General features: G+C 36.4%; 28 protein-coding genes. 12 read left to right on the forward strand and 16 right to left on the reverse strand.

From position 1 onward, the window contains the following. Nucleotides 1-236 precede the first annotated feature (236 nt). Both ACF8D3_RS07960 and ACF8D3_RS07965 read left to right on the forward strand, forming a co-directional pair. Complete coding sequence (locus tag ACF8D3_RS07960; RefSeq protein ID WP_192412222.1) at nt 237-524, forward strand: hypothetical protein; 288 nt, start codon at nt 237-239, stop codon at nt 522-524. Nucleotide 525: 1 nt separating this feature from the next. Continuing rightward, the gene (locus ACF8D3_RS07965) at nt 526-2,178 is read left to right on the forward strand and encodes a PepSY domain-containing protein (protein ID WP_192412224.1); all 1,653 of its coding nucleotides are present in this window, start codon (nt 526-528) and stop codon (nt 2,176-2,178) included. Nucleotides 2,179-2,229: 51 nt separating this feature from the next. On the opposite strand, the gene ACF8D3_RS07970 is transcribed toward ACF8D3_RS07965, so the two are convergent. The 6 genes from ACF8D3_RS07970 to ACF8D3_RS07995 all read right to left on the reverse strand — a co-directional run bounded on the left by ACF8D3_RS07970 (nt 2,230) and on the right by ACF8D3_RS07995 (nt 6,537). Next, nucleotides 2,230-2,748, reverse strand: a complete 519-nt coding sequence (locus tag ACF8D3_RS07970) for a GNAT family N-acetyltransferase (protein ID WP_392471080.1) — start codon at nt 2,746-2,748, stop codon at nt 2,230-2,232. An 81-nt stretch (nt 2,749-2,829) separates the two neighbouring features. After that, complete coding sequence (locus tag ACF8D3_RS07975) at nt 2,830-3,504, reverse strand: DUF2057 family protein (RefSeq protein ID WP_004879808.1); 675 nt, start codon at nt 3,502-3,504, stop codon at nt 2,830-2,832. A gap of 224 nt (nt 3,505-3,728) precedes the next feature. Next, on the reverse strand, nt 3,729-4,325 hold the full coding sequence (locus ACF8D3_RS07980; RefSeq protein WP_392471007.1) for a nitroreductase family protein: 597 nt from the start codon (nt 4,323-4,325) through the stop codon (nt 3,729-3,731). A gap of 177 nt (nt 4,326-4,502) precedes the next feature. After that, nucleotides 4,503-5,618, reverse strand: coding sequence for a signal recognition particle-docking protein FtsY (ftsY, locus tag ACF8D3_RS07985; RefSeq protein WP_392471009.1), 1,116 nt, complete (start codon nt 5,616-5,618; stop codon nt 4,503-4,505). A gap of 119 nt (nt 5,619-5,737) precedes the next feature. After that, on the reverse strand, nt 5,738-6,067 hold the full coding sequence (locus ACF8D3_RS07990) for a hypothetical protein (protein ID WP_392471010.1): 330 nt from the start codon (nt 6,065-6,067) through the stop codon (nt 5,738-5,740). A gap of 110 nt (nt 6,068-6,177) precedes the next feature. Further along, nucleotides 6,178-6,537 (reverse strand): hypothetical protein, encoded by a 360-nt coding sequence (locus ACF8D3_RS07995; RefSeq protein WP_004879816.1) that lies wholly within the window; start codon nt 6,535-6,537, stop codon nt 6,178-6,180. Nucleotides 6,538-6,763: 226 nt separating this feature from the next. Here ACF8D3_RS07995 and ACF8D3_RS08000 point away from each other — a divergent pair, with 226 nt between their 5' ends. The 3 genes from ACF8D3_RS08000 to ACF8D3_RS08010 all read left to right on the forward strand — a co-directional run bounded on the left by ACF8D3_RS08000 (nt 6,764) and on the right by ACF8D3_RS08010 (nt 8,414). Continuing rightward, a complete protein-coding gene (locus ACF8D3_RS08000; RefSeq protein WP_004879818.1) occupies nt 6,764-6,997 on the forward strand; it encodes a hypothetical protein in 234 nt (77 codons plus the stop codon). A gap of 471 nt (nt 6,998-7,468) precedes the next feature. Beyond that, the gene (locus tag ACF8D3_RS08005; RefSeq protein ID WP_004879819.1) at nt 7,469-7,846 is read left to right on the forward strand and encodes a DUF2750 domain-containing protein; all 378 of its coding nucleotides are present in this window, start codon (nt 7,469-7,471) and stop codon (nt 7,844-7,846) included. A gap of 136 nt (nt 7,847-7,982) precedes the next feature. Then, the gene (locus tag ACF8D3_RS08010; protein WP_004879821.1) at nt 7,983-8,414 is read left to right on the forward strand and encodes a CBS domain-containing protein; all 432 of its coding nucleotides are present in this window, start codon (nt 7,983-7,985) and stop codon (nt 8,412-8,414) included. A 46-nt stretch (nt 8,415-8,460) separates the two neighbouring features. Here ACF8D3_RS08010 and ACF8D3_RS08015 read toward each other — a convergent pair whose 3' ends face one another. Beyond that, complete coding sequence (locus tag ACF8D3_RS08015; protein ID WP_392471011.1) at nt 8,461-9,675, reverse strand: aspartate aminotransferase family protein; 1,215 nt, start codon at nt 9,673-9,675, stop codon at nt 8,461-8,463. 163 nt (nt 9,676-9,838) lie between these two features. Between ACF8D3_RS08015 and grxD the strand changes: the two genes are divergently transcribed. After that, nucleotides 9,839-10,180: a Grx4 family monothiol glutaredoxin gene (gene grxD, locus ACF8D3_RS08020; protein ID WP_004772459.1), complete on the forward strand. Its 342-nt coding sequence runs from the start codon at nt 9,839-9,841 to the stop codon at nt 10,178-10,180. A 52-nt stretch (nt 10,181-10,232) separates the two neighbouring features. Here the strand turns inward: grxD and ACF8D3_RS08025 are convergent, their stop codons facing one another. Next, nucleotides 10,233-10,556: a hypothetical protein gene (locus ACF8D3_RS08025; protein WP_392471012.1), complete on the reverse strand. Its 324-nt coding sequence runs from the start codon at nt 10,554-10,556 to the stop codon at nt 10,233-10,235. A gap of 128 nt (nt 10,557-10,684) precedes the next feature. Here ACF8D3_RS08025 and ACF8D3_RS08030 point away from each other — a divergent pair, with 128 nt between their 5' ends. After that, nucleotides 10,685-11,605 carry a LysR family transcriptional regulator gene (locus tag ACF8D3_RS08030; protein ID WP_007483447.1) on the forward strand — a complete coding sequence of 307 codons (921 nt, stop codon included), beginning with the start codon at nt 10,685-10,687 and terminating at the stop codon, nt 11,603-11,605. 22 nt (nt 11,606-11,627) lie between these two features. Here ACF8D3_RS08030 and map read toward each other — a convergent pair whose 3' ends face one another. Continuing rightward, nucleotides 11,628-12,425, reverse strand: coding sequence for a type I methionyl aminopeptidase (gene map / locus ACF8D3_RS08035; RefSeq protein ID WP_061391974.1), 798 nt, complete (start codon nt 12,423-12,425; stop codon nt 11,628-11,630). 359 nt (nt 12,426-12,784) lie between these two features. On the opposite strand from map, the gene brnQ reads away from it, so the two are divergent. Together brnQ and ACF8D3_RS08045 are read left to right on the forward strand one after the other, a co-directional pair. Next, nucleotides 12,785-14,086 (forward strand): branched-chain amino acid transport system II carrier protein, encoded by a 1,302-nt coding sequence (gene brnQ / locus ACF8D3_RS08040; RefSeq protein ID WP_004879832.1) that lies wholly within the window; start codon nt 12,785-12,787, stop codon nt 14,084-14,086. Between the two features lie 393 nt (nt 14,087-14,479). Beyond that, nucleotides 14,480-14,740, forward strand: coding sequence for a hypothetical protein (locus tag ACF8D3_RS08045; RefSeq protein ID WP_004879833.1), 261 nt, complete (start codon nt 14,480-14,482; stop codon nt 14,738-14,740). Between the two features lie 11 nt (nt 14,741-14,751). On the opposite strand, the gene ACF8D3_RS08050 is transcribed toward ACF8D3_RS08045, so the two are convergent. After that, nucleotides 14,752-15,207: a hypothetical protein gene (locus ACF8D3_RS08050; protein ID WP_392471016.1), complete on the reverse strand. Its 456-nt coding sequence runs from the start codon at nt 15,205-15,207 to the stop codon at nt 14,752-14,754. 131 nt (nt 15,208-15,338) lie between these two features. Between ACF8D3_RS08050 and ACF8D3_RS08055 the strand changes: the two genes are divergently transcribed. Together ACF8D3_RS08055 and ACF8D3_RS08060 are read left to right on the forward strand one after the other, a co-directional pair. After that, nucleotides 15,339-16,196, forward strand: coding sequence for an alpha/beta fold hydrolase (locus tag ACF8D3_RS08055; RefSeq protein WP_392471017.1), 858 nt, complete (start codon nt 15,339-15,341; stop codon nt 16,194-16,196). A 685-nt stretch (nt 16,197-16,881) separates the two neighbouring features. Next, nucleotides 16,882-17,346 (forward strand): MarR family winged helix-turn-helix transcriptional regulator, encoded by a 465-nt coding sequence (locus ACF8D3_RS08060; protein WP_004879839.1) that lies wholly within the window; start codon nt 16,882-16,884, stop codon nt 17,344-17,346. 64 nt (nt 17,347-17,410) lie between these two features. Here ACF8D3_RS08060 and ACF8D3_RS08065 read toward each other — a convergent pair whose 3' ends face one another. The 6 genes from ACF8D3_RS08065 to ACF8D3_RS08090 all read right to left on the reverse strand — a co-directional run bounded on the left by ACF8D3_RS08065 (nt 17,411) and on the right by ACF8D3_RS08090 (nt 24,148). Further along, entirely contained in the window at nt 17,411-18,073 is a 663-nt protein-coding gene (locus ACF8D3_RS08065; RefSeq protein WP_392471018.1) for an SOS response-associated peptidase family protein, read from the reverse strand. Nucleotides 18,074-18,141: 68 nt separating this feature from the next. Next, nucleotides 18,142-18,762 carry a 2OG-Fe(II) oxygenase gene (locus ACF8D3_RS08070; RefSeq protein ID WP_392471019.1) on the reverse strand — a complete coding sequence of 207 codons (621 nt, stop codon included), beginning with the start codon at nt 18,760-18,762 and terminating at the stop codon, nt 18,142-18,144. Nucleotides 18,763-18,848: 86 nt separating this feature from the next. Beyond that, nucleotides 18,849-19,340, reverse strand: coding sequence for a hypothetical protein (locus ACF8D3_RS08075; protein ID WP_392471020.1), 492 nt, complete (start codon nt 19,338-19,340; stop codon nt 18,849-18,851). Nucleotides 19,341-19,407: 67 nt separating this feature from the next. Further along, complete coding sequence (locus tag ACF8D3_RS08080; protein WP_392471022.1) at nt 19,408-21,570, reverse strand: malate synthase G; 2,163 nt, start codon at nt 21,568-21,570, stop codon at nt 19,408-19,410. A 294-nt stretch (nt 21,571-21,864) separates the two neighbouring features. Then, entirely contained in the window at nt 21,865-23,010 is a 1,146-nt protein-coding gene (gene zapE, locus ACF8D3_RS08085) for a cell division protein ZapE (RefSeq protein WP_004879846.1), read from the reverse strand. A gap of 118 nt (nt 23,011-23,128) precedes the next feature. After that, complete coding sequence (locus ACF8D3_RS08090) at nt 23,129-24,148, reverse strand: AraC family transcriptional regulator (protein ID WP_026094098.1); 1,020 nt, start codon at nt 24,146-24,148, stop codon at nt 23,129-23,131. A 157-nt stretch (nt 24,149-24,305) separates the two neighbouring features. Between ACF8D3_RS08090 and ACF8D3_RS08095 the strand changes: the two genes are divergently transcribed. Next, nucleotides 24,306-25,820, forward strand: coding sequence for a flavin-containing monooxygenase (locus ACF8D3_RS08095; protein WP_392471023.1), 1,515 nt, complete (start codon nt 24,306-24,308; stop codon nt 25,818-25,820). The last annotated feature ends 12 nt before the right edge of the window (nt 25,821-25,832 follow it).

The raw sequence follows: 25,832 nt of genomic DNA on the forward strand, positions 1-25,832 counted from the left end.
ATCATTATTTCCATTCTTTCATGCTTGGGACTTTATCTCACCCATAGCAATCAAAAAATTTTGCAAAAACCACTATCGCGGACAACTCAGTTTTCCGCATTAGCAGGTATGATTTTTAGCTTAATTATTTTGGTTTATTCACTACCGTTGTTGGTAGCCATATTAATTTGGCTGTCTGTGGCAACTCTAGTTTGGTCATTTACCCCATTTATTCCCCTCATCATGAGGTTGAACAAATGAATATAGTTAAACAAAAAATTCAGTCAGATTGGTGGTTAAAAACATTTGCAGGTGCTGTGCTAGGTTTCATTTTCTCATTAGCCGCTGGTTCTCTTATTCTGATTTTGTCAAAAGCTTATATTGATTCCGCACTAGCTCCACAATTAGGAATGTGGTCAATTCCATGGATCTGGCTGTTTGTATTCTTCCTTGCGTATTTCATTCCTAAGGGCTGGCAAAGCCTGTTTATTTTTAGCATTGCGAACGTGGTCGCTTACACGTTGTTATTTTGTTTAAGGGGCTAAAATGAAAATCCGCGCAGATATTATTAAAACAGGCAAAAATCTACATACTTGGGTCGGCATCACAGCTGGGATTCTTTTGTTCATTTGCTTCTTCGCTGGTGGGTTGACAATGTTTCAACATCAACTCAGTCAATGGGCGACACCACCTCAGCAAAAATTAGCTGCCATCGAGCCAAAGAATTACAACTTACTGATTGAACAAGTTCAAACCAAATACCCTGAAACATTAAAAGCATTTACCTTAAGTTTTAACTCACCTGAAGGCCATAACGCACCAATCCAATGGGAAGCAAAACATGATGAAGATGATCATCATGGAATCAATATTGCACAAACTAGAATGATGGCAACACTTGATTCACAAGGAAGCCTGATTGCTAAAGAAGAAAATATTTCAAAATTAGGCTGGTTAATCGAACAATTGCATGAAACTGCTGGTATTCCCGGCATGATCGGACATCACACAGCAGGTGTCATGGTAATGGGTGTTGTTGCCGTTTTATATTTTCTCGCAATTATGTCAGGATTAATTGTGCTCTTGCCAACACTGGTCAAAGATTATTTCGCAGTTAGAGTAGGTAAAAATAAAAAGCGCTTTTGGTTAGATACACACAATGTCGTAGGTATTACTAGCTTACCCTTTCATATCATAATTAGTGTCACTGTGGTTGTTTTTGCTTTCCATGATATTTTTTATGGTGCACTTACACAGCTTGTATCAAAAGACAAACCGCTATTTGAGCGACCGCCACTAGTCAAAATAGTTGAGCCAATTGCACCACTAGACATAAATAAGATTTATCTAAATATCCAAAAAGCAGCACCTGATTATCGCATTGATGGCATTCGATTTAATCAGCTTGATCATCCTCAAAGAGCCTCAGCATTTGTCTCTTTGTACCATCCTGATCGTATGCTACGGGGTGATAACTTTGATTATATGTCTTTTAACCCATATCAAAATGCACCTTATCCAACAAAAACCTTATCCACCGAAGAAAATGCTGCTGCCTCTCTGATTCGCTCAATGTTTGCTTTACATTTTGGTAATTATGGTGGTGAGCCAATCCGTTGGATTTATCTAATTTTTGGTTTAGGTGGCGCTTATCTGTTCTATTCAGGCAATATTTTGTGGATTGAAACACGGTTACGTAAGCAGAAGAATCCAAACCTACCTGTACCTAGCCAGCGCAAGGATGTGATGTTTATTGCAAACCTTACCATTGGCGCCTGTCTGGGATGTATGCTGGGTATCTTTGCCAGTATGCTTATAGGACGTTGGGGTTACATCATTCCAGTGCAATTACAAAGTCATAACCATGTGTTTATGTATAGCTACTACTCTGTCTTTATAGCTTGTATTTTATACAGTTTTATCATAGGTACAGCGAAGGTCCTACCAAGATTATTGTTATCAATTGCAATAATTTTGTTGTTACTTCCTACTACCTCATTGCTTGCTTATATCTTTCCTATTCAGAGTCTTTGGCATTCGACAGGCAATTTAATATGGATTGATGTGGTGGCAATTTTATTTGGACTAGTATTCCTACGTTTCTATCAACAAGCAAATCATCGAGCAAAAACAGCACCGATAGGTTCTATTTGGTCTACGCAAGTTTTGAAGAATGATTCGAAAATAGTTGAAAACTAATTTTTAGTTAACACCATGATCTATGTTGGAAGATCATGGTGTTTCTTATCATTAAATTGCTTTTCTCATTTCAATAAGCTGAATTGGCACTAATGGCTGCCCTACTTCTGCCTCTATCGGATAAGCTTCTAAACGACTTGTTCTACAATATCCACGGCGCTCATAAAATGAAATCAATTCAACTCTCACATCTAATACATACATAATGAATTGAGACGCATCAGGATGATGATTAGGAACATAATTTTCTACAAATCCAAGCATTTCACGCCCATAACCTGAATTTTGAACCTTTGGATCAATGGCAAAAGTTCCTATTTCAACCGTATCTTGATTAAAAGTTAAACCAATACACCCCACCATCAAACCTTGTTCATTCTCACCAATTAACAACTGAAAATTCTCTTGTTCCAAATCTCTTTCTAATTGCTGAATAGTAATTCTATTTCCTTGAACAAAAGATTTCTCAGTAGTCCAACTTCGACTCAATTGATCTCTATAGGCTGAATTGATCAGTTTGGTTAATTGCTCAATGTCGTCTGTAAGCGCTTTTCTAATATTTAAAGGCATTTTTAGAATTTTAAACACAATAAAAAACCGATGATAACATCGGTTCTTGTATAACTTTAAAAGAATTAGTTCTTAAATAAACTAGTTCGTTTGACCAGCCAACCAAGCCATAAACTTTTGACGCTCGGCTTTAGAAGCCTTCTGCCATAAATCCACCAGTTGTTGATCTGTTGTTTTAGCAGTACCAGCTACAGCTGCTGTTGTCACGACAACAGGTGCGGCAGCTTGCGCATTAGCAGCATAAACTGGCGCTGGCTGGTTGACGGTGTTGTTCTTATTTTTTTGCGTCAAATCAAGCGTACGGCTTAAGAAGTTGCCACCAGAGAACCAAGGTTGTGCTTCATTATTCGCACCTGTTTGCTGAACTACGAGTTTATTATTTTGATCGTATAACCCAACCGTTGGTTGATCGGCATATTTTTTGGCTGCATCAAAGCTTTTTGGAGCGCCAACTAAGGCTAAACGATATGATGAATTGTCTTGTAAATTTGGTGCTTGAATTGTAACGACACCTGATTTTACGATGTCATGCTCACCATTCAAATGTTCAAAATATTCACGATAGCGAACATTTACAGTTAGATTACCTGGATCTACTTGATAGTTATTTTTCTTAGATGGAATCAATCCATTATTTACTTCTTGACCATTTACAGCAAGAATCACGATCTCTTCAGGTGCAGTGATTGTAACTGCTGAAAAAACTGAACTACTTAATAATAACCCGAAAGCAGCAACACCAACTCTTAAAGACATTAGACTCTTCTCGATATAAACATTTATGAAATCGTATGCACTATGCAATGCGATTGTGACTATTTTATGACAATAAACCAAACTGTCTATTCTATCAATTCGGCTTTTTTAAGATATATACATTATTTTTAATGATATACACCATCATTCTTTAGGCGAATATTCTATTTAATGACACAAAAAAAGAGCACGTTAACGTGCTCTTTTTTAGGTAAAGATGAAACTTAGTTAAAAGTTTTAAAACGTGCAGCATCATCCATATAAGTTTTTTCGCCAGCAGCGGCTTCAATAGAACCAAACACAAGCTGTGCGCGTAATTTCCAGTTTGCTGGGATATCAAAAGTTTGTGCAACTTCTTCATCAATAATTGGATTGTAGTGTTGTAATGAAGCACCCACACTAATTTCAGATAAAGCTGTCCAAGTCGCAAACTGAGCGATTGCACTTGAATGTTCAGACCATACTGGGAAATTGTCAGCATAAAGAGCAAACTGTTCTTGTAAGCCTTTTACAACATCTTGATCTTCATAAAATAATGCTGTACCAAAGCCAGCTGCAAAGCTATCAATTTTTGCATTTGTACCTTCAAAAGCTTCAGCTGGTACGATTTTACGTAGAGTTTCGCGAACAATATTCCAGAATTTTGTATGAGACTCACCATATAACGTCACAACGCGTGAAGTTTGTGAGTTAAATGAAGACGGGCTTTGTTTAACAGCTTCACGAATCGTTTCTTCAATTGTAGTTTGATCAACTGAGAGATTTTTACCAATTGCATAGATAGTACGACGTGATTTAATGCTATTTAAGAAGTGACTCATGTTGTTATGCCTCTTGTACCCTTCGGGTGTTATCTTGGATTAAATGTAGTGTATAACGGTACATTTTTTTGTTATAGCCTAAAAAACATGACAGATCGTTTTATTTTTGCAACAGTGAAATTTTATTATAAATAAAAAAACTCCACACGAGGTGGAGTCTGTCTTAACCACAAATGATTACTTATCTGTTTCAAATAGAGCTGCGACAAATGATTTTGCTGAGAAAGGACGTAAATCATCAATTTTCTCACCTACACCAATATAGCGAATTGGCACGTGAGTACGACTTGCGATATTAAATAGCACGCCACCTTTTGCCGTACCATCTAATTTAGTAATGGTAATACCAGTTAAACCAACCGCTTCATCAAACAGTTGAACTTGGTTAATTGCATTTTGACCTGTACCAGCATCAACGATTAACATAATTTCATGCGGTGCAGTTGCATCAATTTTTTGCATCACACGTTTAACTTTTTTCAATTCTTCCATTAAGTTAGACTTGTTTTGCAAACGCCCTGCTGTATCAGCAATTAATACATCAATACCTTTAGCGCGTGCGCTTTCAAAAGCATCAAAAATGACTGATGCGCTATCTGCACCATGACCTTGTGCAACTACTGGGATGTCATTTCGCTCACCCCAAATTTGCAATTGCTCAGTCGCAGCAGCACGGAAAGTATCACCAGCTGCGAGCATGACTTTCTTACCTTCACCTTGTAAACGCTTTGCAAGCTTACCAATGGTTGTCGTTTTACCGACACCATTCACACCAACCATCAAAATGACATAAGGTGATTTGTTTGGATCAATGTGCAAAGGTTTTACACGCGGAGCAAGTAAAGCCACAAGCTCTTCCTGCAATGCTTTATACAGTGCATGTGAATAGATCAAGTCACCACGTGCCGTTCTTTCAGTAAGATTTGCAATGATTGTTTTGGTCGCATCTACACCAATGTCAGCAACAAGAAGTTGTTCTTCAACTTCCTCTAACAACTCATCATCAATCTCTTTACCACCGATTAAGATATTGACCATACCATCCGTAAAACTACGACGTGTTTTGGTCAAGCCATCTTTCATACGACCAAAGAAGCCTGATTTTGCTTCTTCTTGAACTGCTGGACTAGAAACCTCTTCAGCAGCAACAATTGGAGCTTCTACTGGAGTTTGCTGCTGTATAGGTTCAATAATCGGCACATCAACAGCAGGTAAACTTGGTAACGTAACATCGTCATCACCGATGTCAGCATCTATCAAGAATTTGTTTTGCATATTCGATTGCTGTTGCATGTCGATTCCTTGAGAAAAAAAGCAGCTTTTTAAATGTGGGCGAGTTTAGCACAAATTGATTTTTTTTACCCGATACAGGCAACCCATTCATTTCTAAATAAAAATGAATTGATTAAAACTCATTCATCATCTTGTGCCATTGCAGGATATTGCTTAATACGATTTGATTCGAACTGATAAGCATTTAAAAGTTTCAAATATTCTATACGGCGAATTTGATCATGTTTCAGTATTGATTCTGCCATATCTTGAGTTTTCGGATGGCTCGCTTGTTGAGAATATTGAATGACTTTTTGATATTGAAGTTGGTTAATCGGACGTAAAAGTGCACTGTATGCAAGTATGAAAATCGCAGCAATAACAATAGATACCAAAATATTATTAAATTGATCTATTTTGGTTCCAAATTTTGACTGTAAAAGTTTATGTTTAGAAAGTATCGACAGCATAACCTACCTCAGAATTATCTGTAGTTTATGTGTCATAAGCATTTTCAACAAGCCCTACATTCAACAAGTCACGATTTCGCAACTCATTGAACGTAGTGAAATAAGATAGGTTAGCTCATTAAACTGCGAACAAATGCAAAATAGAGAATGAAGGCAATGATCACCAGACTGATAAAAATAGCAAACATTCCCACCCCACTTTCTGCATCAGCAGGATGTAAATCATCGTCATCTGCAATACTTCTTAGCTCACCATCATAGATTTGATAAAAGCGATCTTTTTCAGCAGGACTTAAATGACTTGCAAAATCATAAACACGTTTACGCTGAGCTAAGCAGTAATCACCTAAATGAATTTCCTGATGGAATATAGCTTCATCAAGCAGTTTTCGATGATGATCTGCAAGTTCGATAATTTGGCTTTCTAATGGTGGCACATCCAAGTTTACACCATCAATTACATTTGACATGTTATTCTCCTTTTCTATTATTCTCATATTGATTCTACTTAAAATTATTTCCCGCAAATGTTTAATCGTGTAAGCTTTTATTTACGAAATGACACCCAAAATATTTGACAATTCAATCATTATTGTCATAATACCTTAACAATTCAAAGTTAAAGTAGCTTAAATTCAAAGTAAAGTAGCTTTGAATAGAAATTGCGGTAATCATAATTAAAATAAGGAGTTATATATGATTCAACATTTTACTAACCATGAATTAGAGCATGTATATGCTAATGCGGTAAATACAATTCAGTCGCAAAAAAACTTCCAAGATGCAGTGAAAGAGCTTGAAGAAGTAGCAAAAGCAGGTCACGGTAAAGCGGCATTATTTTTAGCAGAGTTGTATTATCAAGGCTTCCGTGTAGAACGTGATTCCCTGAAAGCACAGTATTGGCAGAAGATGGCAACCTTACAAGCATAAAGAAACGTCACTTAGGTGGCGTTTTTTAATACCTTCTTTCATCCCCTATCATCTTACTCGCACTGCGCCAAAGCTTAGTTGCTTTGACTTGCTCAGGTGGCATTTTTAATATCTTACATTTTATAAATACAATTCTTCTTAGCATCGATTTAATGCTACAGAGCTTATAGAGTTCTAAATGTCAAGGCGTCCTTAGAGCAGATTTATTCACTAATTATACAAAGTAGCTGGAAGCACTTGCACGATGGAGAGTTTTAACAATTTTCTATGTATTAGATTTTTTGATTTCCTTGATCTACAAAATACCCACTTTGAATCAAAGTCGCAATTTATGTTGTTAATGGTGATGCAGGTCTTAATTTTCTTATAAACAAGAATATTTGCTTACGATTTACATGAACTGTTTAAACATAAATGCCATCTAGATTTCTTATAATAAAACATAAGTTTGAATACTATTAGTTTAATAACATGTATCGGTTTAACCATTTTCAACCAGTCTCTAAAGAGTTGATGATTAAAATTTCAATTCTAAAAACAATGATGTATTGCGGTGTTCTTTGGGGATTATATCATCAGGGTTGGGCAATCAAGTCTGATCAAGATGGTCCAGTTTTCCCATTTTGGCTAAACGGCGTTCAAGCACATCGTTATGCAAAATCGCATTGGAAGCATTACAAACCACGGAAAATCACCCCGAAAGATTTCCATGAATCTCTTTTACCGACACTTACTCGTTTGCAAGTAGAGCCTGCTCTTTTCAATTCATCACATCGTAAATTTAAGCTTTCAACCCAACAAATGCAGCATTTCTTTTTTATGCATGATGCAGCAGTTATGCCTGCCTAAGTGCGACAACGTACAATGATGACTTTTTAAGCATTTATGAGAAAAAGTTATCATCGTAAGTAAATTAGGGCTTTGCAATTAAAAAAAATACCGTTAAGTTAAATGAAAATGACAATACAACACAGGTGGATAAACAATGACAATCGTTGCTCAAGTCATCAAGAATAAAGCAGTACAATCAATTTTTACAATCTCACCAAATGCGACTGTACTTGAAGCAATTAAAATTATGGCAGAGAAAGGTGTTGGTGCATTAGTCGTTGCAGAAGATGAAAAAGTCATCGGAATTTTTTCAGAACGTGACTATACACGTAAGATCGCATTGATGGAGCGTTCATCAAACAACACCCCTGTTTCAGACATTATGACTTCTAAAGTTATTTCAGTTGGGCTGAATCATACTGTAGAAGAATGCTTGCAACTTATGACTGATCGTCATTTACGTCATTTACCTGTTTTAGAACAAGAGAAACTTGTAGGCTTTATTTCGATTGGCGATCTCGTTAAAGCAGCAATGGATGATCAACGCATTTTGATTGAGCAACTTCAGCAATACATCTCAGGATAATAAACAATAAAAAAGGGCAATTAATTGCCCTTTTTTATTTGTCGAATTAAGCTTCTAAAAAATTCTTAATTGCAGGAACAAGACGTTTCAACAATTCATCTGCTTGATCTTGAGTCATATTTAATGGTGGAAGCAAACGCACTACAGAACCTGCTGTAACATTCACAATTAATTGATACTCATCACGTGCGATCGCTACAAGCTCTGGGCAATCTTTCGGTAATTGAATACCGATCATCATGCCGAAACCACGTACTTGTACATTATGCTCTGCTAATTCTGCCTTGAGCTGCTCAACAATATAAGTACCAACTGTAGCTGCATTTTCAACAGCATTTTCTTTCTGTAGCGTATCAATCACTGTATAGACTACGCGAGAGCCCAATACTGTACCGCCATATGTTGAACCATGGCTTCCAGCACCTAGTAAACCGACAGCTTTACCTTGAGTCATCACTGCACCAATTGGAAAGCCATTCCCTAGACCTTTTGCTGTTGTCATTACATCAGGCACAATATTGGTATGTTGGTAAGCAAAGTATTTACCTGTACGACCATTCCCTGTTTGAATTTCATCGAGCATCATCAACCAATTATGTTGATTACATAAAGCACGCACGTCTTCCAAATAGCTAAAGCCTTGTGGTGCTGTATTCACACCACCTTCGCCTTGAATCGGTTCGATCAGAATAGCAACAATATCTGGATGATGGATTGCAGCTTCTTGAATCGCTTCAACATCCCCAAATGGAACACGAATAAAACCTTCAACTAATGGTGCAAAACCATCTTGAACTTTTTTATTCCCAGTCGCAGATAAAGTCGCTAATGTACGACCATGAAAGGATTGCTCTGCAACTAGAATTTTAGGATTGCTAATCCCTTGTTTAGCACCAAACTTACGTGCAATTTTAATCGCACCCTCATTTGATTCTGCACCACTATTTGAGAAGAAAATTTCTTCCATACCAGAAACTTCAGCAAGTTTTTGAGCCGCAGCAGTTTGCCAAGGGATTTCAAATAAATTACTAGTATGAATTAATGTTGCAGCTTGCTCAGCAATTGCTTCCGCAATCACTGGGTGAGCATGACCTAAACCACATACGGCAATACCTGTTAAAGCATCTAAGTACTCAGTTCCATCTGCTGTATATAAGTAAGCCCCTCGTCCTCGTACAAAGCTGATCGCTTGGCGACCATAAGTAGCCATAAGATGTGATGGTTGATCAGGTTGTACAGGAGCAAGAGTGATATTAGTCATAACAAACTCAATCTATCGTTAGTTGTAGTGGAAAAAGTTATATAAGCAAAAACTTGAGTAGATTGAAAGCTTAAACTCACATTTATACAAGAAAAATCTTTATCAATAGCCCCAAGTGATTTTTTCGGTATATAATTTACGGAGATTAGTTGAGGATCTATCTATGACGGAACAAGCGCGTGATACAGTAGCGTTAATTCGTGATCAAATTGCGAAACACCCTGTTTTACTTTACATGAAAGGCACTCCACAATTCCCGCAATGTGGTTTTTCTGCTCGTGCAGTAGAAGCACTTAGCCAAATTGGTCGCCCATTTGCCTATGTAAATATCTTGGAAAATCAAGATATTCGTGCAACTTTACCTCAAATTGCGAACTGGCCTACTTTCCCACAATTATGGGTAAACGGTGAGTTAATTGGTGGTAGCGATATCATGCTTGAAATGTTCCAAAATGGTGAGTTAAAACCATTAGTTGAACAATACAGCCCTGCACCTGAAGCATAAGCTGTAAACATAGAAAGCCAATCAAATGATTGGCTTTTTTATTTTTGGCTTTCTAGTTTTTAATAAATCCAACATATCTGTACATTCCCTCTACCCCCAAATCAGCTTTGAAAATTTGCATATCAGGATAGTTTGCTTGGCTAACACAAGCAAAAACATTCATATTAGGATCTTCATGTATCTCATCGACAGATTGAGATAAAACCTCTTCAAAACGATCTGCAATAAATTCAAAACCCAAATCCATTGCCATAAACAAAGTATGCTCACATGGCTGAATGTATTGTTCTTGGTTCCAGTCTAATACAGCATGATGACAATGTGGACATAGAATATTTACAGTTGCATCTGCAACCTCAATGAGTTGGAAAGACATAGCATTTCATCAAAAAAATTTCTGCTATTATAGAAGTATTTTACCAATACAAAAAATATCGAATAAGCTCTTATTTTTGCAACGATAAATATATAAAATAAAAAATGTTGCAGAAATGGAATTGAATAATGTTGACGGATTTAGATGATTTTTATTGTTTTGCGCTCGTTGTTGAGCATGGTGGTTTCAGTGCAGCTGAACGAGCAACAGATATTCCAAAATCTAAATTAAGCCGCAGAGTTTATAATCTTGAAGAACAACTCGGTGTTCGTCTGATCCAACGCAGTTCGCGTCATTTTGCTGTAACTGATATTGGTATGGATGTTTATCGTCATGCGCAAGTGATGATGAATGCAGCTCAGGCAGCCCACGACGTAGTCAACCACTTAAGTAGTGAACCTCGCGGTGTGATCAAAGTTAGCGTACCTGTCGATATCGCTCAAAACCAAATGGCAAAAATATTGCCAGCATTCCTTAAAAAATATCCTGAAGTTCGTGTTCAGATGATGGTCAGTAATCGTCGTGTTGATGTCATCAATGAAGGAATTGATCTCGCTTTACGCGTTCGCTCGAAATTAGACGACGATCCAAACCTTGTTTTAAGACAATTTGAAGCAATCGAACAGCGTCTCTTCGCAAGTCAAGCGTATTTAAATGAGTTTGGTCATTTGTCTACACCAGAACAACTAAGTGAACATCGCATCATTAGCATGGCAGAAGAGCATCTAGATCAAAACTTCTTACTCACAGGTCCTGATCATCAACAAAAGAAAATTAAAGTTAATCCCGTTATCATGGGTTCAAATTTATTAATGCTTGCAGAATTGGCCAGTCAAAATTGTGGTATTGCCCTACTTCCAGACAGTATTGCTCAAGACTTCATTAAAACAGGTCAACTGGTTAAGGTTCTACCTGAATGGACTGCGCCACATGGTATTTTCCATGCTGTCTATCCATCACGACGTGGCTTATTACCTGCAGTTCGTGTATTTATTGATTATCTTGTCGAACAACTGACATTGTGCTCTACCAAAAAAAGGCCCGATTGATATCGAGCCTTTCGTTTTTTCATCAAGAAATAGCTGGGTAATCGCCAGTTCCCTCAGGCCATGGCGTTAATAATTCAAAGCCATCATCTGTCACCGCAACCATATGCTCCCATTGAGCTGATAGGGACTTATCTTGTGTAACAACAGTCCATCCATCATTTAGCTCTTTTACGTATGGTTTACCTGCATTCACCATAGGTTCAATCGTAAAGACCATACCTTTTTTCAAAACCATGCCTTGACCTTTTTGACCATAATGCAGAATATTCGGTTGCTCGTGATAAACACGGCCAATTCCATGCCCACAGTATTCACGAACAATACTATAACCTTCACGATGTGCAACGGATTGAATGGCAAATCCAATATCACCCAATGTCGCGCCTGGCTTTACTGTACGAATCCCTGCTAGCATTGCTTCATAAGTTGTATTCACAAGTTTTTTAGCCTCAGGGCTAACTTGACCTACAAAATACATTCGACTTGTATCACCGAAATAGCCATCTTTAATAACGGCAACGTCAATATTTAAAATGTCACCCTCTTGCAAAATCTTTTTTGCTGAAGGAATGGCATGACAAACTTCTTCATTTACAGAAATGCAGGTCGTTTTGGTAAAGCCGTGATATCCAACATTTGCAGGAATAACTTGCAATGTATTTACAATATAATCATTACAAATGTCGTCTAAATACTCCGTACTGACGCCCGGCTTTATATAAGGTCCTATCATTTCTAAAACTTGTGCCGCTAAACGCCCTGAGATACGAAGTTTCTCAATGTCTTGTTCCGTTTTGATGGTCACAGTAGAAGCTCTCATTCGAGATATTCCTTATTTAAAAAATCAAAAATAAAAATATAGATCATATATCTATATCTGTTCTATTTAGCGTTTATCAATAGTTGTACGCTTTAGCTATAAATTGTTCAATCCTTTCAGAATTGAATCTAATCACTATTTTACATTTAATTCCGACTATGGGGATAGGAAAAAAGTATAAAAACTCCCATTTTTTAAGTTTTAAAACCTTTTCAACAAATTAAGTTTACCAATGCTAATCCTATGATTTTAATAATTTCTTTTTAGTCAAAAATAAACCAATTTTCACATAAAATTAGTTTCAAATGACTACATTTATGTTCTAGAATTCGCACTTTTATTTTATTCCTCCCTGTTTTATGAACCATCTTCGTACAGGAGATATTATTGCTTTAGGTTTTATGACCTTCGCACTTTTTATTGGTGCGGGTAATATTATTTTTCCTCCCATTGTTGCTCAACAAGCTGGTGAGCACGTATGGCTAGCTGCATTTGGATTTTTGATCACCGCAGTAGGTCTACCAGTCATTACGATTATGGCTTTGTCGAGAATGCAAGGCTCTATTGAAATTATCAGCTCCCCCTTAGGTCGTTTCGCAAGTTTATTGCTCACTATCGTTTGTTATTTGTCTGTTGGTCCACTCTTTGCCACACCTCGAACAGCAACGGTTTCTTATGAAATTGGTTTTGCACCCTATTTCGGAACATCTAGTAGCAGTTTATTTATCTATAGCGTTATTTATTTTGCTTTAGTAACAGCTGTTTCTTTATATCCAAACAAACTTTTAGATACAGTCGGTCACGTACTTGCCCCTTTAAAAATATTTGCACTTGCAATACTTGGTATTGCTGCAATTGTGATTCCAACGGGCTACATCTCACCGCCAATTAACAAGTATGTTTCAAGTCCAGTTTCAGAAGGCTTCGTAAATGGTTATCTAACCATGGATACTTTGGGCGCATTGGTATTTGGTATTGTCATTATCCAAGCTATTCAATCACGCGGTGTCACTGACTCGAAACTGATCACGAAGTACGCAATTATCGCCAGTTTGATTGCAGGCGTTGGTTTAACACTTGTTTATATCAGTTTATTTAAACTTGGCTTAGGAAGTCATGAAGTTGCAGCAAATGCTGACAACGGTGCAATCATCCTACATGCTTATGTACAACATGCATTTGGTGATTTAGGTTCGCTATTCCTCACAGGTCTAATCTTTCTTGCATGTATGGTTACAGCAATTGGTTTAACTTGCGCATGTGCTGAATATTTTACTGAACTTACAGGCTTACCTTATAAACTTCTCGTTTTCATTCTAATCGGCTTCTCTTTAGTAATCTCAAACTTAGGTTTGACTAAATTGATTGCAGTTTCAGTACCTGTCCTTAGTGCAATCTATCCTCCAGCGATTGTCGTGATCATGTTGAGCTTTTTCTGGAAACGTTGGAATAAACCATCATTAGTTGTTGGTTCAGTTACTGCTGTCGCTTTTCTATTCGGTATCATCGAGGCGATTAAAGCAGCTGGTTTCACTGAGCAATTACCACAATTTATTGCCCATTTACCATTGAATGAACAAAACCTCGCTTGGTTATTACCTTCACTGGCTGTTTTGTTTATTTCGATTGTGATTGATCGAGCGATTAAACAAAAAAGTTAAAATGATTTGTCGTTAAAATAATGTTTTACCCAAACATGATTTTAGCTATACAAAAGATGTTCTTTTACCCAATGTTCATTTTTTGTTTACGACAAATCTTTTTTTTATTTTAGTCTTTTAAGCACAATTTAAGTTTTTAAGCAGAAATTAGCTAGAATCCGATCTTTACTAAACTTTTCAAAATGTAAAATTTCTGCATTATATTTAAAATAAAAATAGCATAAATTCACTAAAAAAATAGTTAAACACTATAGAAATCAATACATTCATAAATTTATTTAAAAAATAGTCAGCATACCTATTGAAATACTTAGAAATTAGCAGTACAACTTTAAGAATAATTCTGACAAAAATGATTTGGTTTTTGTCATCACGACACAAGGAGGGATGGAGATGTTATCATTACATTTCAACAAGCAAGTCTTCATTAACACTCTGAAGGCTAACGATTCAATCGTATATGCAATAACACCGCTAGCACTGATGGCCACGTTGTTATTTCAAGGCACAATTAAAGGTAATCTCAAACCTGAATATTTTGCTTATGCGCTGATTGTTTCTGTTGCCTTTTGTACGTGGGGGATTGTCGATCGTAAGTTTCGACAGATGAGCGCCCAGCGCCAAAAAGTTTCTGTAGGGAAAATGGATGAGTAATCATCCATTTTTTAATTCCAAAAACTAAAAATAGTTCCAAACAATAAAACCCCTGTAGCACCCAGCTCTACTACAATTAAACCTAACATCATAATTGTCATACACCAGCCCGGAAGCGTCCATTTTCCTAATTGATGTGGCTGTTTAAATTGGTTAGTTGTATCTTTTAAACACCCATGAACGATATAAATTAAAATCGACATTGAGAAAAAGAAAAGATTGGCAACCACACAGAACAGACTTAATTCATTTGATAGAATCGTAAAAGAGCTCAGTACAGCTAAAATCAAACTTGCTGCTGCGTATAAAAGACTACTGCGATGAGCAATGTCAACATAGTAATGTGCTCGTGCCAGAGCAGAATTTCGAATTTGATAGTATTTCCAGACGCCAGTAATCATTCCAACCCAAAGAAAGATCCCACTAAAAACAATTGCCAATTCGGTTGCAGTTGTTAAAACCAACATCTCGTATCCTACATGTTTCTTTTTTTAAAACGGTATATTACATAATTTTTGACTTTTTAGTCATTAAATAATCAAGTTTCTTTTTGGAACTGATGTACAGTAGAAAAATAAAAACACAAGAGTATTGCTTGATGAATACCTTTGAATCTCTATGGATTAGCTGTAAAGATGGCTACCAACTTGCTGCACAGTATTACCCAACGGAAAAATCTACCAAAGAATTTCCTATTTTGATTTGCCCTGCAACTGGAATCACAAAAAACTTTTATCATGCTTTTGCCGAATGGTTAAATCAGCAAGGCTACAATGTATTAAGTTTTGACTTTCGTGGTATTGGACAGTCCCTACATGGAAAATTAAAAGACTCGAATGCAAGTATTAATGATTGGGGGCAATTAGACATCCCTGCTGCGATTGAAGTACTTTTAAATCGAACACAATCGGAAAAGGTCATTATCATTGGACACAGTGCGGGTGGACAATTACTTGGAATCAATCCACATTACAACAAAGTTGCCAAAGTCCTCGCAATCGCTGGATCAACTGGACATGTCAAAGGGCTAAAAGGTAAGACGAAATACCTTGCACCATTGATGTTTAACGTGATCTTTCCAATTTCTAGTTTGGTAAAAGGATATGGTGCCACCCAATTCATCGGAATGGGTGAAAACCTACCTAAAAATGTTGCAAAACAATGGGCCGAATTTTGTAGTAAACCCGGTTATGTAATGAATGCGATTGGAAAAAATATTTTTGATGACTATCATCAAGAAATTCAAATTCCAATCACATCTTTCTGGGCAACAGATGACGAGATTGCAACAGAAACCAATGTACAAGATCTTTTACGCTTATATCCGAATGCCCAGACAAAATTTATTGAACTCAACCCTCACAAATATGGATATAAGCAAATCGGACACATGGCGATGTTCAAAAAGTCTCATCATAAGCTATGGCCACTATTAGAAAAGGAATTAGCGATTTAGTTTTGATTCACCATAAAGTTTTACGCTTTGCGCATCTAAACCTGTAATCCTGTTTAGATGCGCTTTTTTATTGAAGAAATTGAGGTATGAAATTTCTTGTTTAAGCAAATTTATGATTTATAAGATATTCATTAAAATAACTAAAAATTGGTTAATAAAACTACACTCGTATAATTTTGAAACTTTTAATTGTTAAAAAAACTCCTAAAAATGTGATAAAGAATGTATTTATTCATCTTATAAATGAAGTTTAACAAGCCACTTTTTAACCAACCGTTTAAACCAAAGTGCTGTATTCACTACCATTTATTTTATGAATGAATTTATTTAATTTTTTTATGACATTTGAGACAGAATTTTTTTATAAAAAAGTCACGTCATAATTTGTATTTATTTTCTACAATACACTTGTTCCGAACAGTAGCTAAGATGCAAAACTTAAGGTACACCATTGGGGGCAAATGCATAGGTAAAATCATCATAAATAACATTTTTATATGTTTTTTCGATAATTTACTTATACATAATAAAGATAGCAATAGAGCTTCTTTAAGGAAGATTTGTTATAAATGGAATGGTAGAAAATTCAAGTTTTATTGTCTTTTCTAACAGGTATTATAGACATTTCATGGAATCTAAGAGCTAGGTTTTCTAGTTCACCGTAACAAGCATAGGAAATATGTAGATGCCTAAAAAATATGCGCGTTTTTTACCTACAGCCGAATCATTTAACTTAGAAGACTTCCCTTTTTACTGGATTTCTCAAGTAAATGCTCAGTACGTCCAAAACATCGATAACGTACTTAAGAAGTATGGTTTAGACAATTCTCGCCGCCGTATTTTACTTGCATTGAACGTAAAACCTCATGCAAGTGTTTCTGAACTTTCAGATATGGTAATTTCCAAAATGTCGACAACGACAAAAATCGTTTATCGTTTGAAAGATGAAGGCTATATCGAGACTTATTCGTGTAAGGAAGATGGGCGTATTACTCGTGTCCACTTAACAGAAAAAGGTCAAGAAATGATTGTGAAGATCAATGATCTAACCTCTGTCATCCTAGAGCAGTCTTTTGATGGTTTAACACCATTACAAATTGAAAAAACGATGGAAATTTTACGCCATATGTTTAAAAACCTTGCTCGCTAAGCCATTTAAACATAATAAAAAAAGCTTCTTTAAAGAAGCTTTTTTTATTTGAAATAATCTTCATTTAATCAAACATATTCAATTGCGGTGTGATCTTTTCAATTCTTGCTTTTGGTACATGTGAACACTCGAACTCTTCAACAGGAAAACCTTTCATATGCTCATTAAGTTGATACGGTTGCTTTAAACTCAACCAATCATCCAAACGTGTGTCAGGTATCACAACGACTGATCTTTTTACATCACCTGGTTCATGAAAATCTTTCATCATCGGATGATCAATTGCATCCATCGTAAGCATCGCCGCTGAGCGGATAATTTGATCATTTAACTTACGAATTTCATAGAGTGCTGCGATATAAAAAGCTTTACAATCTTTGCGTCGAACACCCCAGCGTTGCGGCTTATTTTCGATATACTTGCTTTCATAGAATTCCGAAACTGGAATTACACCAAATTTGCATTTGTAAGCAGCATCCTGAAAACTTGGCTTTTGAAAAATTGTCTCATGTCTAGCATTATAGGTATGCTTTGAAATATTGATATCTTCTGACCATTTCGGTACCAATCCAAACAACACTTCACGCCACTCCAAACCATGATCAGATTTAAATAACAAAGGCGTTTTATAGCTAGGATAAACTTCCTCTGCATATTCAAATGGAATCAGTGGCAATTCGAGTTGCTTAGACTGTTCGATGGTTAATGGTTTATAGTTTGCACACATGTATTATGTCGTTTAGCTCAGATTTAAAAATAAAAAGGAGGTTGCCCTCCTTTTCATATATTCTCTAATTATCCAAATAACTTTTTCATCTTCGCGCTTAATCCATGCACAAAACGATGTTTAGCATTTGCTTTGTCACTGGTTAAAAAGTTAATTTGGATTGATTGACGTTGTCCTTCATAAGGTACATAACCATGCCAACCATTATCTGTTACTTTAAAAGCAACTAAAGTCCCGGGGCCAGCATTTATTTCTTCAACATAATCATCCATATTCTTTTCATTATTAAGAATACGTAAGCGACCTGTTGGAGCATCCCAAGATTCATTCAAATAAATCAAAATTGTAAGAAGCTTGGTTTTTGAATCTGAATGAATACGACCATCTTTTTGACGTGAATAGCCACGTAAAGTAATCATCATTGGATGTTCCATAACATCCACATCAAACTTATCTGTCAGAATTTGACGAAATTCTTTAGAATCTAATGATTTTAGAAAACGGTCAAAATTTGGCTTTAACTCTACATCTGCAAGGTTATAACTTCCACCCTGCTCGATCTTAGGGAAATCTTGAATTACCGCCTTAACTTCCTCATCTACAATTGAGTTTTCAACTACAAAATAAGGATATGGTGAAGTTGAAACTTGCGCTTCTTTGAGAGCATCTAATTTTAAAATATGTGACATCGTTATTGATTCGACTAAATGATAAAAATCAAAATAGATTATAGCAAAAATTTTATGAGTAAGATGTTTAATCCTACTTCTACGACTTAATTCTCTATACGGTTAATTGCTTTGAGTGCAATACAAAAACGCCAATACATGATCACCTGAATCACAATTGAGATGAAAAAATTAACCCAATTTTTATAGGGTTCAATCAAAACTGGAATTATTGAGGGTTCAATAAATCTAGCCGAGATGACAAAACCAAGGATAATAAAAATAAGAACCAATAAGTAGGCTACAAAGAATTTCACACCAATCGGTAAAAAAATACAAATAAGTCGATTTAAAAATTGTTTACCCTGATTTCCCCCATTAGCTTTAAAACAGAAATTTGTACCAACAATCAGTATTACAATACTTTGAAAAGCATTAATCAGGCTTGGGCCAATATCAACAATTGGATTCAAACGCATAGCAAACATGATGATGACCATAAATACACTACTTACCAAATAGTAGTTTTTATAATTCTGCTCACTTAAACGGTCATTTCTTAAATCATCAATTAATTTTTTTGTGTTCCAAAAATACATTTTTTCCTCTATTTATAAAAAAAGGTACCTATCGACTAGGTACCTCTTATCAGCCTATAAAATGAACTTAATCACCTGTATAACCTTTAAGTTTTAAACGAGCAGCGTGTAACAATGGCTCTGTATAACCAGAAGGTTGCTCAGCACCCTTGAAAATCAAGTCAGAAGCAGCTTGGAATGCAATACCATCAAAGTTTGGCGCCATTGGTGTATAAAGTGGATCATTCGCATTTTGCTGATCAACAATTACAGCCATACGCTTAAGTACTTCTTCAACTTGCGCACGCGTGACGATACCGTGACGTAACCAGTTAGCAACGTGTTGTGAAGATATACGTAAAGTTGCACGATCTTCCATTAAACCAACATTATTAATGTCTGGAACCTTAGAACAACCTACACCAAGGTCAACCCAACGAACTACATAACCCAAGATACCTTGACAGTTATTTTCAAGCTCATTGTTCAACTCTTCAGCAGTCCAGTTTGTTTCAGGTGCAAATGGAGGTGTTAACAAGTCATCAAGTGTCAACATATCTTCAGCAGCTAATACATCTTGACGTGCTTTAACGTTGATTTGATGATAATGCAATGCATGAAGTACTGCACCTGTCGGTGATGGAACCCAAGCACAAGTCGCACCAGCATTTGGATGAGCAGTTTTAGTTGCTAACATATCTTTCATGCTGTCTGGTTTTGGCCACATGCCTTTACCAATTTGAGCTTTACCTTGTAAACCACATGCTAGACCAATTGCAACGTTACGATTTTCGTAAGCAGCGATCCATTTTTGTGTTTTAACAGCTTCTTTACGAACAACTGGAGCAGCTTCCATAGATGTATGGATTTCGTCACCTGTACGGTCCATGAAACCTGTGTTGATAAAGATGGTACGGTCTTTAGCAGCAGCAATACAGTTTTTTAAGTTCACTGATGTACGACGCTCTTCATCCATGATACCGATTTTAAGCGTTTTAGCTGGTAAACCAAGTGCATGTTCAGCACGCTCAAATAATTCAACGGCGAAAGCAACTTCTTCAGGCCCATGCATTTTCGGCTTAACAATATACATAGAACCTTTACGAGAGTTGTGGTTCTCGTTTTGACCACGGATATCAGCAATTGTAAGTAACGGCGTTACCAACGCATCCATGATACCTTCAAATACCTCTTCACCTTCTACAAGGATCGCTGGATTCGTCATTAAGTGACCAACGTTACGAAGAAGCATGAGCGAACGACCATGTAAAGTTGTCGTACCACCAATTAAGTTTTGAACTGTACGGTCTTTATTTAAAGTACGAGTAATCGTTTTACCATTTTTCTCGATAGATTCTTGAAGATCACCTTTCATCAAACCTAACCAGTTACGGTAACCTTCAACTTTCTCTTCTGCATCTACAGCTGCAACAGAATCTTCTAAATCCTGAATCGTTGTGATTGCTGCTTCAAGTGTTAAATCTTTTACACCAGCCGCATCAGTTTTGCCAATCGGGCTATTTGCATCGATATCAATGATAACGTGTAAACCATTGTTCAACAGAACAATTTCTGTTGGATTAGCAGCATCACCATTAAAACCAACAAATTGAGATTCATGCGCTAAAGATGTAGTAGAACCATCTTTAAGTGTTACCGCTAAACCATTATTTACAACAGCGTATTTAGTCGCATCTGCATGTGAGCCTTGCGCTAATGGGAAAGTTTGATTTAAGAAATCTTTAGCGAATGCAATTACTTTGTCACCACGAACAGGGTTATAGCCTTTACCCTTTTCTGCGCCATTTTCTTCAGAGATTACATCTGTGCCATAAAGCGCATCGTATAGTGAACCCCAACGTGCATTTGCAGCATTTAAGCAATAACGTGCATTACGTACTGGTACAACAAGTTGCGGACCAGCTAATAATGCAATCTCTTCATCTACATTTTCAGTCGTTACTTTAAAGTCTGCAACTTCTGGTTCAAGGTAGCCAATTTCTGTTAAGAATGCTTTATATGCATTTAATTCGAATTTATTGTTGCGATGCCATTCATCAATCTTTGCTTGAAGTTCATCACGTTTAGCCAATAGCGCCTTGTTCTTTGGGCTTAGGTCGACAACGACTTGCTCGAAGTTTTTCCAGTAAGTTTCACTATCTAAACCAGAACCTGGTAAAGCTTCATTTTCGATGAAATCGTAAAGTTCTTTAGCAATCGCTAGCTTGCCTTGTTGAATACGTACAGTCATTGTCTTTCCTGATGGTGCTAACTTTTTATAACAAGAAACCTAGTATACTGATTTATACTAGCCTGAATAGTAATATCACATTCCTAAATAGTAAGCATTTTCTCCATTAGAAGTATTGACAAGATCAACTTTATGTTATTGACAAAACATCAAATATACGGAGAAAGTCCCTTTCTAGTTTGTAATTTACTTATTTCCATTAAACCCATTTATTTATAACAAAATTCAACCAAGAATAAAGCCTTCTCTGTATGGAATTTATAAAAAAAGGCATTCCCTAGAATGCCATTTCATTTATGAAGTTTTTGCGACTTGAATTTGTCGATGCTCAGAATGCAAATAATCATCCGATTGCATTTCAAGTAAACGAGATCTCGTACGTTCAATCTCAAAAGCCAATTTTGAACCTTCATATAATTCAATAATTGAGTCTTCAGAGGTAAGTAAAAGCTTTACACCACGGTCATAGAACTCATCGACCAAATAAATAAATCGACGCGTACCTTCGGATAAGAAATCTGTTAAATGAGGTACGTTACTCACTAAAACGGTGTTGTAAATATTCGCAATTTCAATAAAGTCCGCTGGACTTCTTGGTTTAAAGCATAGTTCAGAAAATTCACACCACAACACATCTTCAGTATGGCCAAGCGTTTCTACAATACGATTGTTAATCATAATTGGAGAATTAGACTGAACTTGTGTTTGGGTCAATGCCTTAAAGCGATCAGATAACCAAGACTGTGCATCATTGGTTAATGGATACTTAAATAATTGTGCTTGCTTTAAAACACGTAAACGGTAATCGACACCTGCATCAACATTCAAAACCGTACAGTTTTTTTGTACTAGCTCAATTGTTGGTAAGAAACGATCGCGGTGAATACCATTTTTATATAATCCTTCTGGTGCAATATTTGATGTGGCGATCAAAGTAATTCCGCGCTCAAATAGCTTTTGAAATAAATCACTTAAAATCATCGCATCGGTAACATTCGACACAAAGAATTCGTCAAAACAAATCACAACAGCATTTTTATAGATCTGATCAGCTACCAAATCCAATGGATTGCGTTGGCCAGATAACTTGTTCAACTCTTTGTGAACATGTTGCATAAAATGATGGAAATGCATACGTGTTTTACGACGAAATGGAACAGCATCATAGAACTGATCCATTAGCCATGTTTTCCCACGACCTACACCACCCCACATATAAACACCTTTTGGATAGGTCTGACGACGGAAACGTCTAAATGCCTTCTTTGATGCTTTATAGCGAGTGAGTAACTCTTTCCATACTCGATCTAACTCTTGCACTGCCTCAGCTTGCGCTTCATCTGGCATGAATTGTCCTGAATCAAGTGCTTGAGCATAACGCTCTGCAGGTGATGTTGGGATAAATGCAGTGCTATATGAGTCTGGTTTAGAATTTGACATAAGGTGTTATTGCAATTTTAATTGGTGAAAATTATATCGAACATTGAGTTCAAAGACATTAGATTTTAGGCTTAATTATCATAGAGTTTAAACATCATAATGTACCATTTTTAATCATTTAATTATTTCGATTATATTGTCTTGGGCTCTGTCCAAACCATCTTTTGAACGCATGATTAAACGCTGCTGGTTCAGAATAACCAAGCAATTCTGCCACTTGTTCAATTGAATATGAACTGTCTTCTATAAATTTTATTGCTTTCTGTTTGATCAGACGTTCACGAATTTCTTTATAGCTGGTCTGCATTTGCTGCAATTGATGTCTTAATGTACGCTCAGGAATATGTAAAGCACATGCCGTTTCTGCCATCGTTGGAATGATTCCATTTTGCAGCTCTAAATAATCTTCGACATACTCAACAACAGTAAGTTTTTGCTTTTCACTTTTCTGCAAGTTCGCTAAGTCTTGTAGGCATTTTTCTTCATAAACACGACAAGTAATCGCATCAGCAGAAGGAATTTTTACTTTTAAAATTTCGATATCATTCAGAATAAACGATGCTTGTTTACAGTCGAATTTGACATCTTGTCCATAATATTCTTGATATGCAGATAATAATGATAAATCAGCAGGTCTTTGAAATGGTAATTCAATTTTAATTTTAGGCGTTTCAAGCCCCATCATCTTGAAAATATCTTGCAAAAACTTATAAGTACCTGAAATTTCACATTGTGCTCTTAAATGACCTAAATGAGTGTCCAATTGAACAGGCTGATAATCTAAATAGATTTGATGCTCAGTAATATTGAGATCCAATGAACCGAAAAGATGAGTTAAACGCTGAAAACGGACACCATTGTGCAAAGCAGTATGTAAATTCTCACTTGTTACCAACAACATGAGAAAAGGCCCATAACCTGCGAGTGCATAATGCTGACCGATAAACAGACCTTGTTCAGCACGAAGATCCTGACTAATATGCTGTAAAATATCCCATTCAATTGCATCTGGAATAATAGAGCTTGGATCTAAAGCATCAGCTTGAATTCCCATATCTGCGAGGCGAGCATCCACATCAATACCGACATGCCGCATGCCTTGAATCAAATACATCAATCCGAGGATAGATCTTTTCATCTCATCAAATACAATTCTCAAAACTTTAATGTTGTACTACAAAAGAACGAGCAAATGAATTGCCGAAATGATCAAGTTTTGCGTCTATACAATCATATTTAATCTCAACAAAACCTTTAAAATTGAGCAAAATTTAGCTGTATATAGGGCGTAGGCTATGCGTGAAGTATCCCAAAATGCGATTCAAAAAACTAAAGTTGCAATTATTGGTGCTGGTTTTGGTGGATTAGCAATGGCAATTCGACTATTACAAAGTCAAATCAACGATTTTGTAATTTTAGAAAAGACCAATGATGTCGGTGGTACATGGCGTGAAAACCAATATCCTGGTGCAGCTTGTGATGTTCAATCACATATGTATTCACTTTCATTTGCACCTAAAACAGACTGGTCAAAGCGTTACGCTGAGGCAGATGAAATTTTTGAATATATTCAAGATATTACTGAGCAATATAAACTAAAAGATTATTGTAAGTTTAATCATGAAGTGACCAATGCCGAGTTCGACGAAACTCGTAATGTTTGGACTTTAGAGTTAAAAGATCAGCCAACTCTTGAAGCTCAATTTGTTATCTTTGCCTCTGGACCTTTACACGTTCCTCAAGTTCCGCATCTTAAAGGAATAGAGAAATTTAAAGGCAAAGTATTCCATTCTTCACAATGGGATCACGACTATAGTTTAGAAGGTAAATCTGTTGCATCGATTGGTACAGGGGGCAGTGCTATTCAATATATCCCTGAAATTGCGAAAGATGTTAAACAACTTTATGTGTTTCAACGTACGGCAGCATGGGTGATTCCGCGTGACGAACGTAAATATTCACAACTGAGTAAATCACTCTTTAAAGCTTCAAATATTTATCGTCAAATTCACCGCACTCGCCTGTACTGGACTAATGAATCACGTGTTGTACCAATTGTACAACCACAAATTATGAAATATGGACAAAAACTTGCTGAAGCATTTATCCGCTTCCAAGTGAAAGACAAGGAATTGGCGAAAAAACTAACCCCAGACTTTGTTATGGGCTGTAAACGTATTTTGATCTCAAACAAATACTTCCCTACCTTTAATCGTAAAAATGTTGAATTGGTAACTGATGGCATCCAAGAAGTGACTGCAAACGGAATCATCACCAAAGATGGCCAAGAACGTCAGATTGATTGCTTGATTTACGGTACAGGCTTTATTACAGACCCGCGTATTTACTTAAAGCACTTTAACTGTATCGGTCGTAATGGAATCGAGCTTAAGCAAGCATGGAAAGATGGTGCAGAAAGTTATTATGGTGTAAGCACTAAGAACTTCCCTAACCTATTCCAACTCTTAGGACCTAATACGATTCTTGGTCATAACTCGGTAATCTTCATGATCGAGTCACAAGTGAATTACATCTTACAACTCATTCAAACTGTAGATAAAACCGGCACACAAGCTGTTGAAATAAAACATGATGTACAAGATCAGTTTAATGAACGCGTACAAGAACAACTGAAAGGAACAGTTTGGCAAGCTGGCGGTTGCAGCAGTTGGTATCAAGCGGCTGATGGTAAAAACTTCTCTTTATGGCCAACTTATACTTGGAAATATTGGCTAGAAACTCGCAAAGTGAATGTTGCTGATTATAACTTTATGAGCACAACAGCGAATGCAAAAAACAATGCAGCTTAATCAATAATTCTT

The sequence above is a fragment of the Acinetobacter sp. YQ_14 genome (genome assembly GCF_043102985.1).
In the GTDB taxonomy this organism is placed as follows: Bacteria; Pseudomonadota; Gammaproteobacteria; order Pseudomonadales; family Moraxellaceae; genus Acinetobacter; species Acinetobacter venetianus.

Coding starts and splice junctions, on each gene's coding strand:
- ACF8D3_RS07975 (WP_004879808.1), bottom strand. CDS start 3,504: ATGTCTTTAAGAGTTGGTGTTGCTGCTTTCGGGTTATTATTAAGTAGT.
- ACF8D3_RS08025 (WP_392471012.1), bottom strand. CDS start 10,556: ATGTCTTTCCAACTCATTGAGGTTGCAGATGCAACTGTAAATATTCTA.
- grxD (WP_004772459.1), top strand. CDS start 9,839: ATGACGGAACAAGCGCGTGATACAGTAGCGTTAATTCGTGATCAAATT.
- ACF8D3_RS07980 (WP_392471007.1), bottom strand. CDS start 4,325: ATGAGTCACTTCTTAAATAGCATTAAATCACGTCGTACTATCTATGCA.
- ACF8D3_RS08005 (WP_004879819.1), top strand. CDS start 7,469: ATGTATCGGTTTAACCATTTTCAACCAGTCTCTAAAGAGTTGATGATT.
- ACF8D3_RS07965 (WP_192412224.1), top strand. CDS start 526: ATGAAAATCCGCGCAGATATTATTAAAACAGGCAAAAATCTACATACT.
- ACF8D3_RS08080 (WP_392471022.1), bottom strand. CDS start 21,570: ATGACTGTACGTATTCAACAAGGCAAGCTAGCGATTGCTAAAGAACTT.
- ACF8D3_RS08075 (WP_392471020.1), bottom strand. CDS start 19,340: ATGTATTTTTGGAACACAAAAAAATTAATTGATGATTTAAGAAATGAC.
- ACF8D3_RS07995 (WP_004879816.1), bottom strand. CDS start 6,537: ATGTCAAATGTAATTGATGGTGTAAACTTGGATGTGCCACCATTAGAA.
- ACF8D3_RS08015 (WP_392471011.1), bottom strand. CDS start 9,675: ATGACTAATATCACTCTTGCTCCTGTACAACCTGATCAACCATCACAT.
- zapE (WP_004879846.1), bottom strand. CDS start 23,010: ATGTCAAATTCTAAACCAGACTCATATAGCACTGCATTTATCCCAACA.
- map (WP_061391974.1), bottom strand. CDS start 12,425: ATGAGAGCTTCTACTGTGACCATCAAAACGGAACAAGACATTGAGAAA.
- ACF8D3_RS08045 (WP_004879833.1), top strand. CDS start 14,480: ATGTTATCATTACATTTCAACAAGCAAGTCTTCATTAACACTCTGAAG.
- ACF8D3_RS08050 (WP_392471016.1), bottom strand. CDS start 15,207: ATGTTGGTTTTAACAACTGCAACCGAATTGGCAATTGTTTTTAGTGGG.
- ACF8D3_RS08055 (WP_392471017.1), top strand. CDS start 15,339: ATGAATACCTTTGAATCTCTATGGATTAGCTGTAAAGATGGCTACCAA.
- ftsY (WP_392471009.1), bottom strand. CDS start 5,618: ATGCAACAGCAATCGAATATGCAAAACAAATTCTTGATAGATGCTGAC.
- ACF8D3_RS08070 (WP_392471019.1), bottom strand. CDS start 18,762: ATGTCACATATTTTAAAATTAGATGCTCTCAAAGAAGCGCAAGTTTCA.
- ACF8D3_RS07970 (WP_392471080.1), bottom strand. CDS start 2,748: ATGCCTTTAAATATTAGAAAAGCGCTTACAGACGACATTGAGCAATTA.
- ACF8D3_RS07990 (WP_392471010.1), bottom strand. CDS start 6,067: ATGCTGTCGATACTTTCTAAACATAAACTTTTACAGTCAAAATTTGGA.
- ACF8D3_RS07960 (WP_192412222.1), top strand. CDS start 237: ATGAATATAGTTAAACAAAAAATTCAGTCAGATTGGTGGTTAAAAACA.
- ACF8D3_RS08010 (WP_004879821.1), top strand. CDS start 7,983: ATGACAATCGTTGCTCAAGTCATCAAGAATAAAGCAGTACAATCAATT.
- brnQ (WP_004879832.1), top strand. CDS start 12,785: ATGAACCATCTTCGTACAGGAGATATTATTGCTTTAGGTTTTATGACC.
- ACF8D3_RS08000 (WP_004879818.1), top strand. CDS start 6,764: ATGATTCAACATTTTACTAACCATGAATTAGAGCATGTATATGCTAAT.
- ACF8D3_RS08090 (WP_026094098.1), bottom strand. CDS start 24,148: ATGAAAAGATCTATCCTCGGATTGATGTATTTGATTCAAGGCATGCGG.
- ACF8D3_RS08030 (WP_007483447.1), top strand. CDS start 10,685: ATGTTGACGGATTTAGATGATTTTTATTGTTTTGCGCTCGTTGTTGAG.
- ACF8D3_RS08065 (WP_392471018.1), bottom strand. CDS start 18,073: ATGTGTGCAAACTATAAACCATTAACCATCGAACAGTCTAAGCAACTC.
- ACF8D3_RS08060 (WP_004879839.1), top strand. CDS start 16,882: ATGCCTAAAAAATATGCGCGTTTTTTACCTACAGCCGAATCATTTAAC.
- ACF8D3_RS08095 (WP_392471023.1), top strand. CDS start 24,306: ATGCGTGAAGTATCCCAAAATGCGATTCAAAAAACTAAAGTTGCAATT.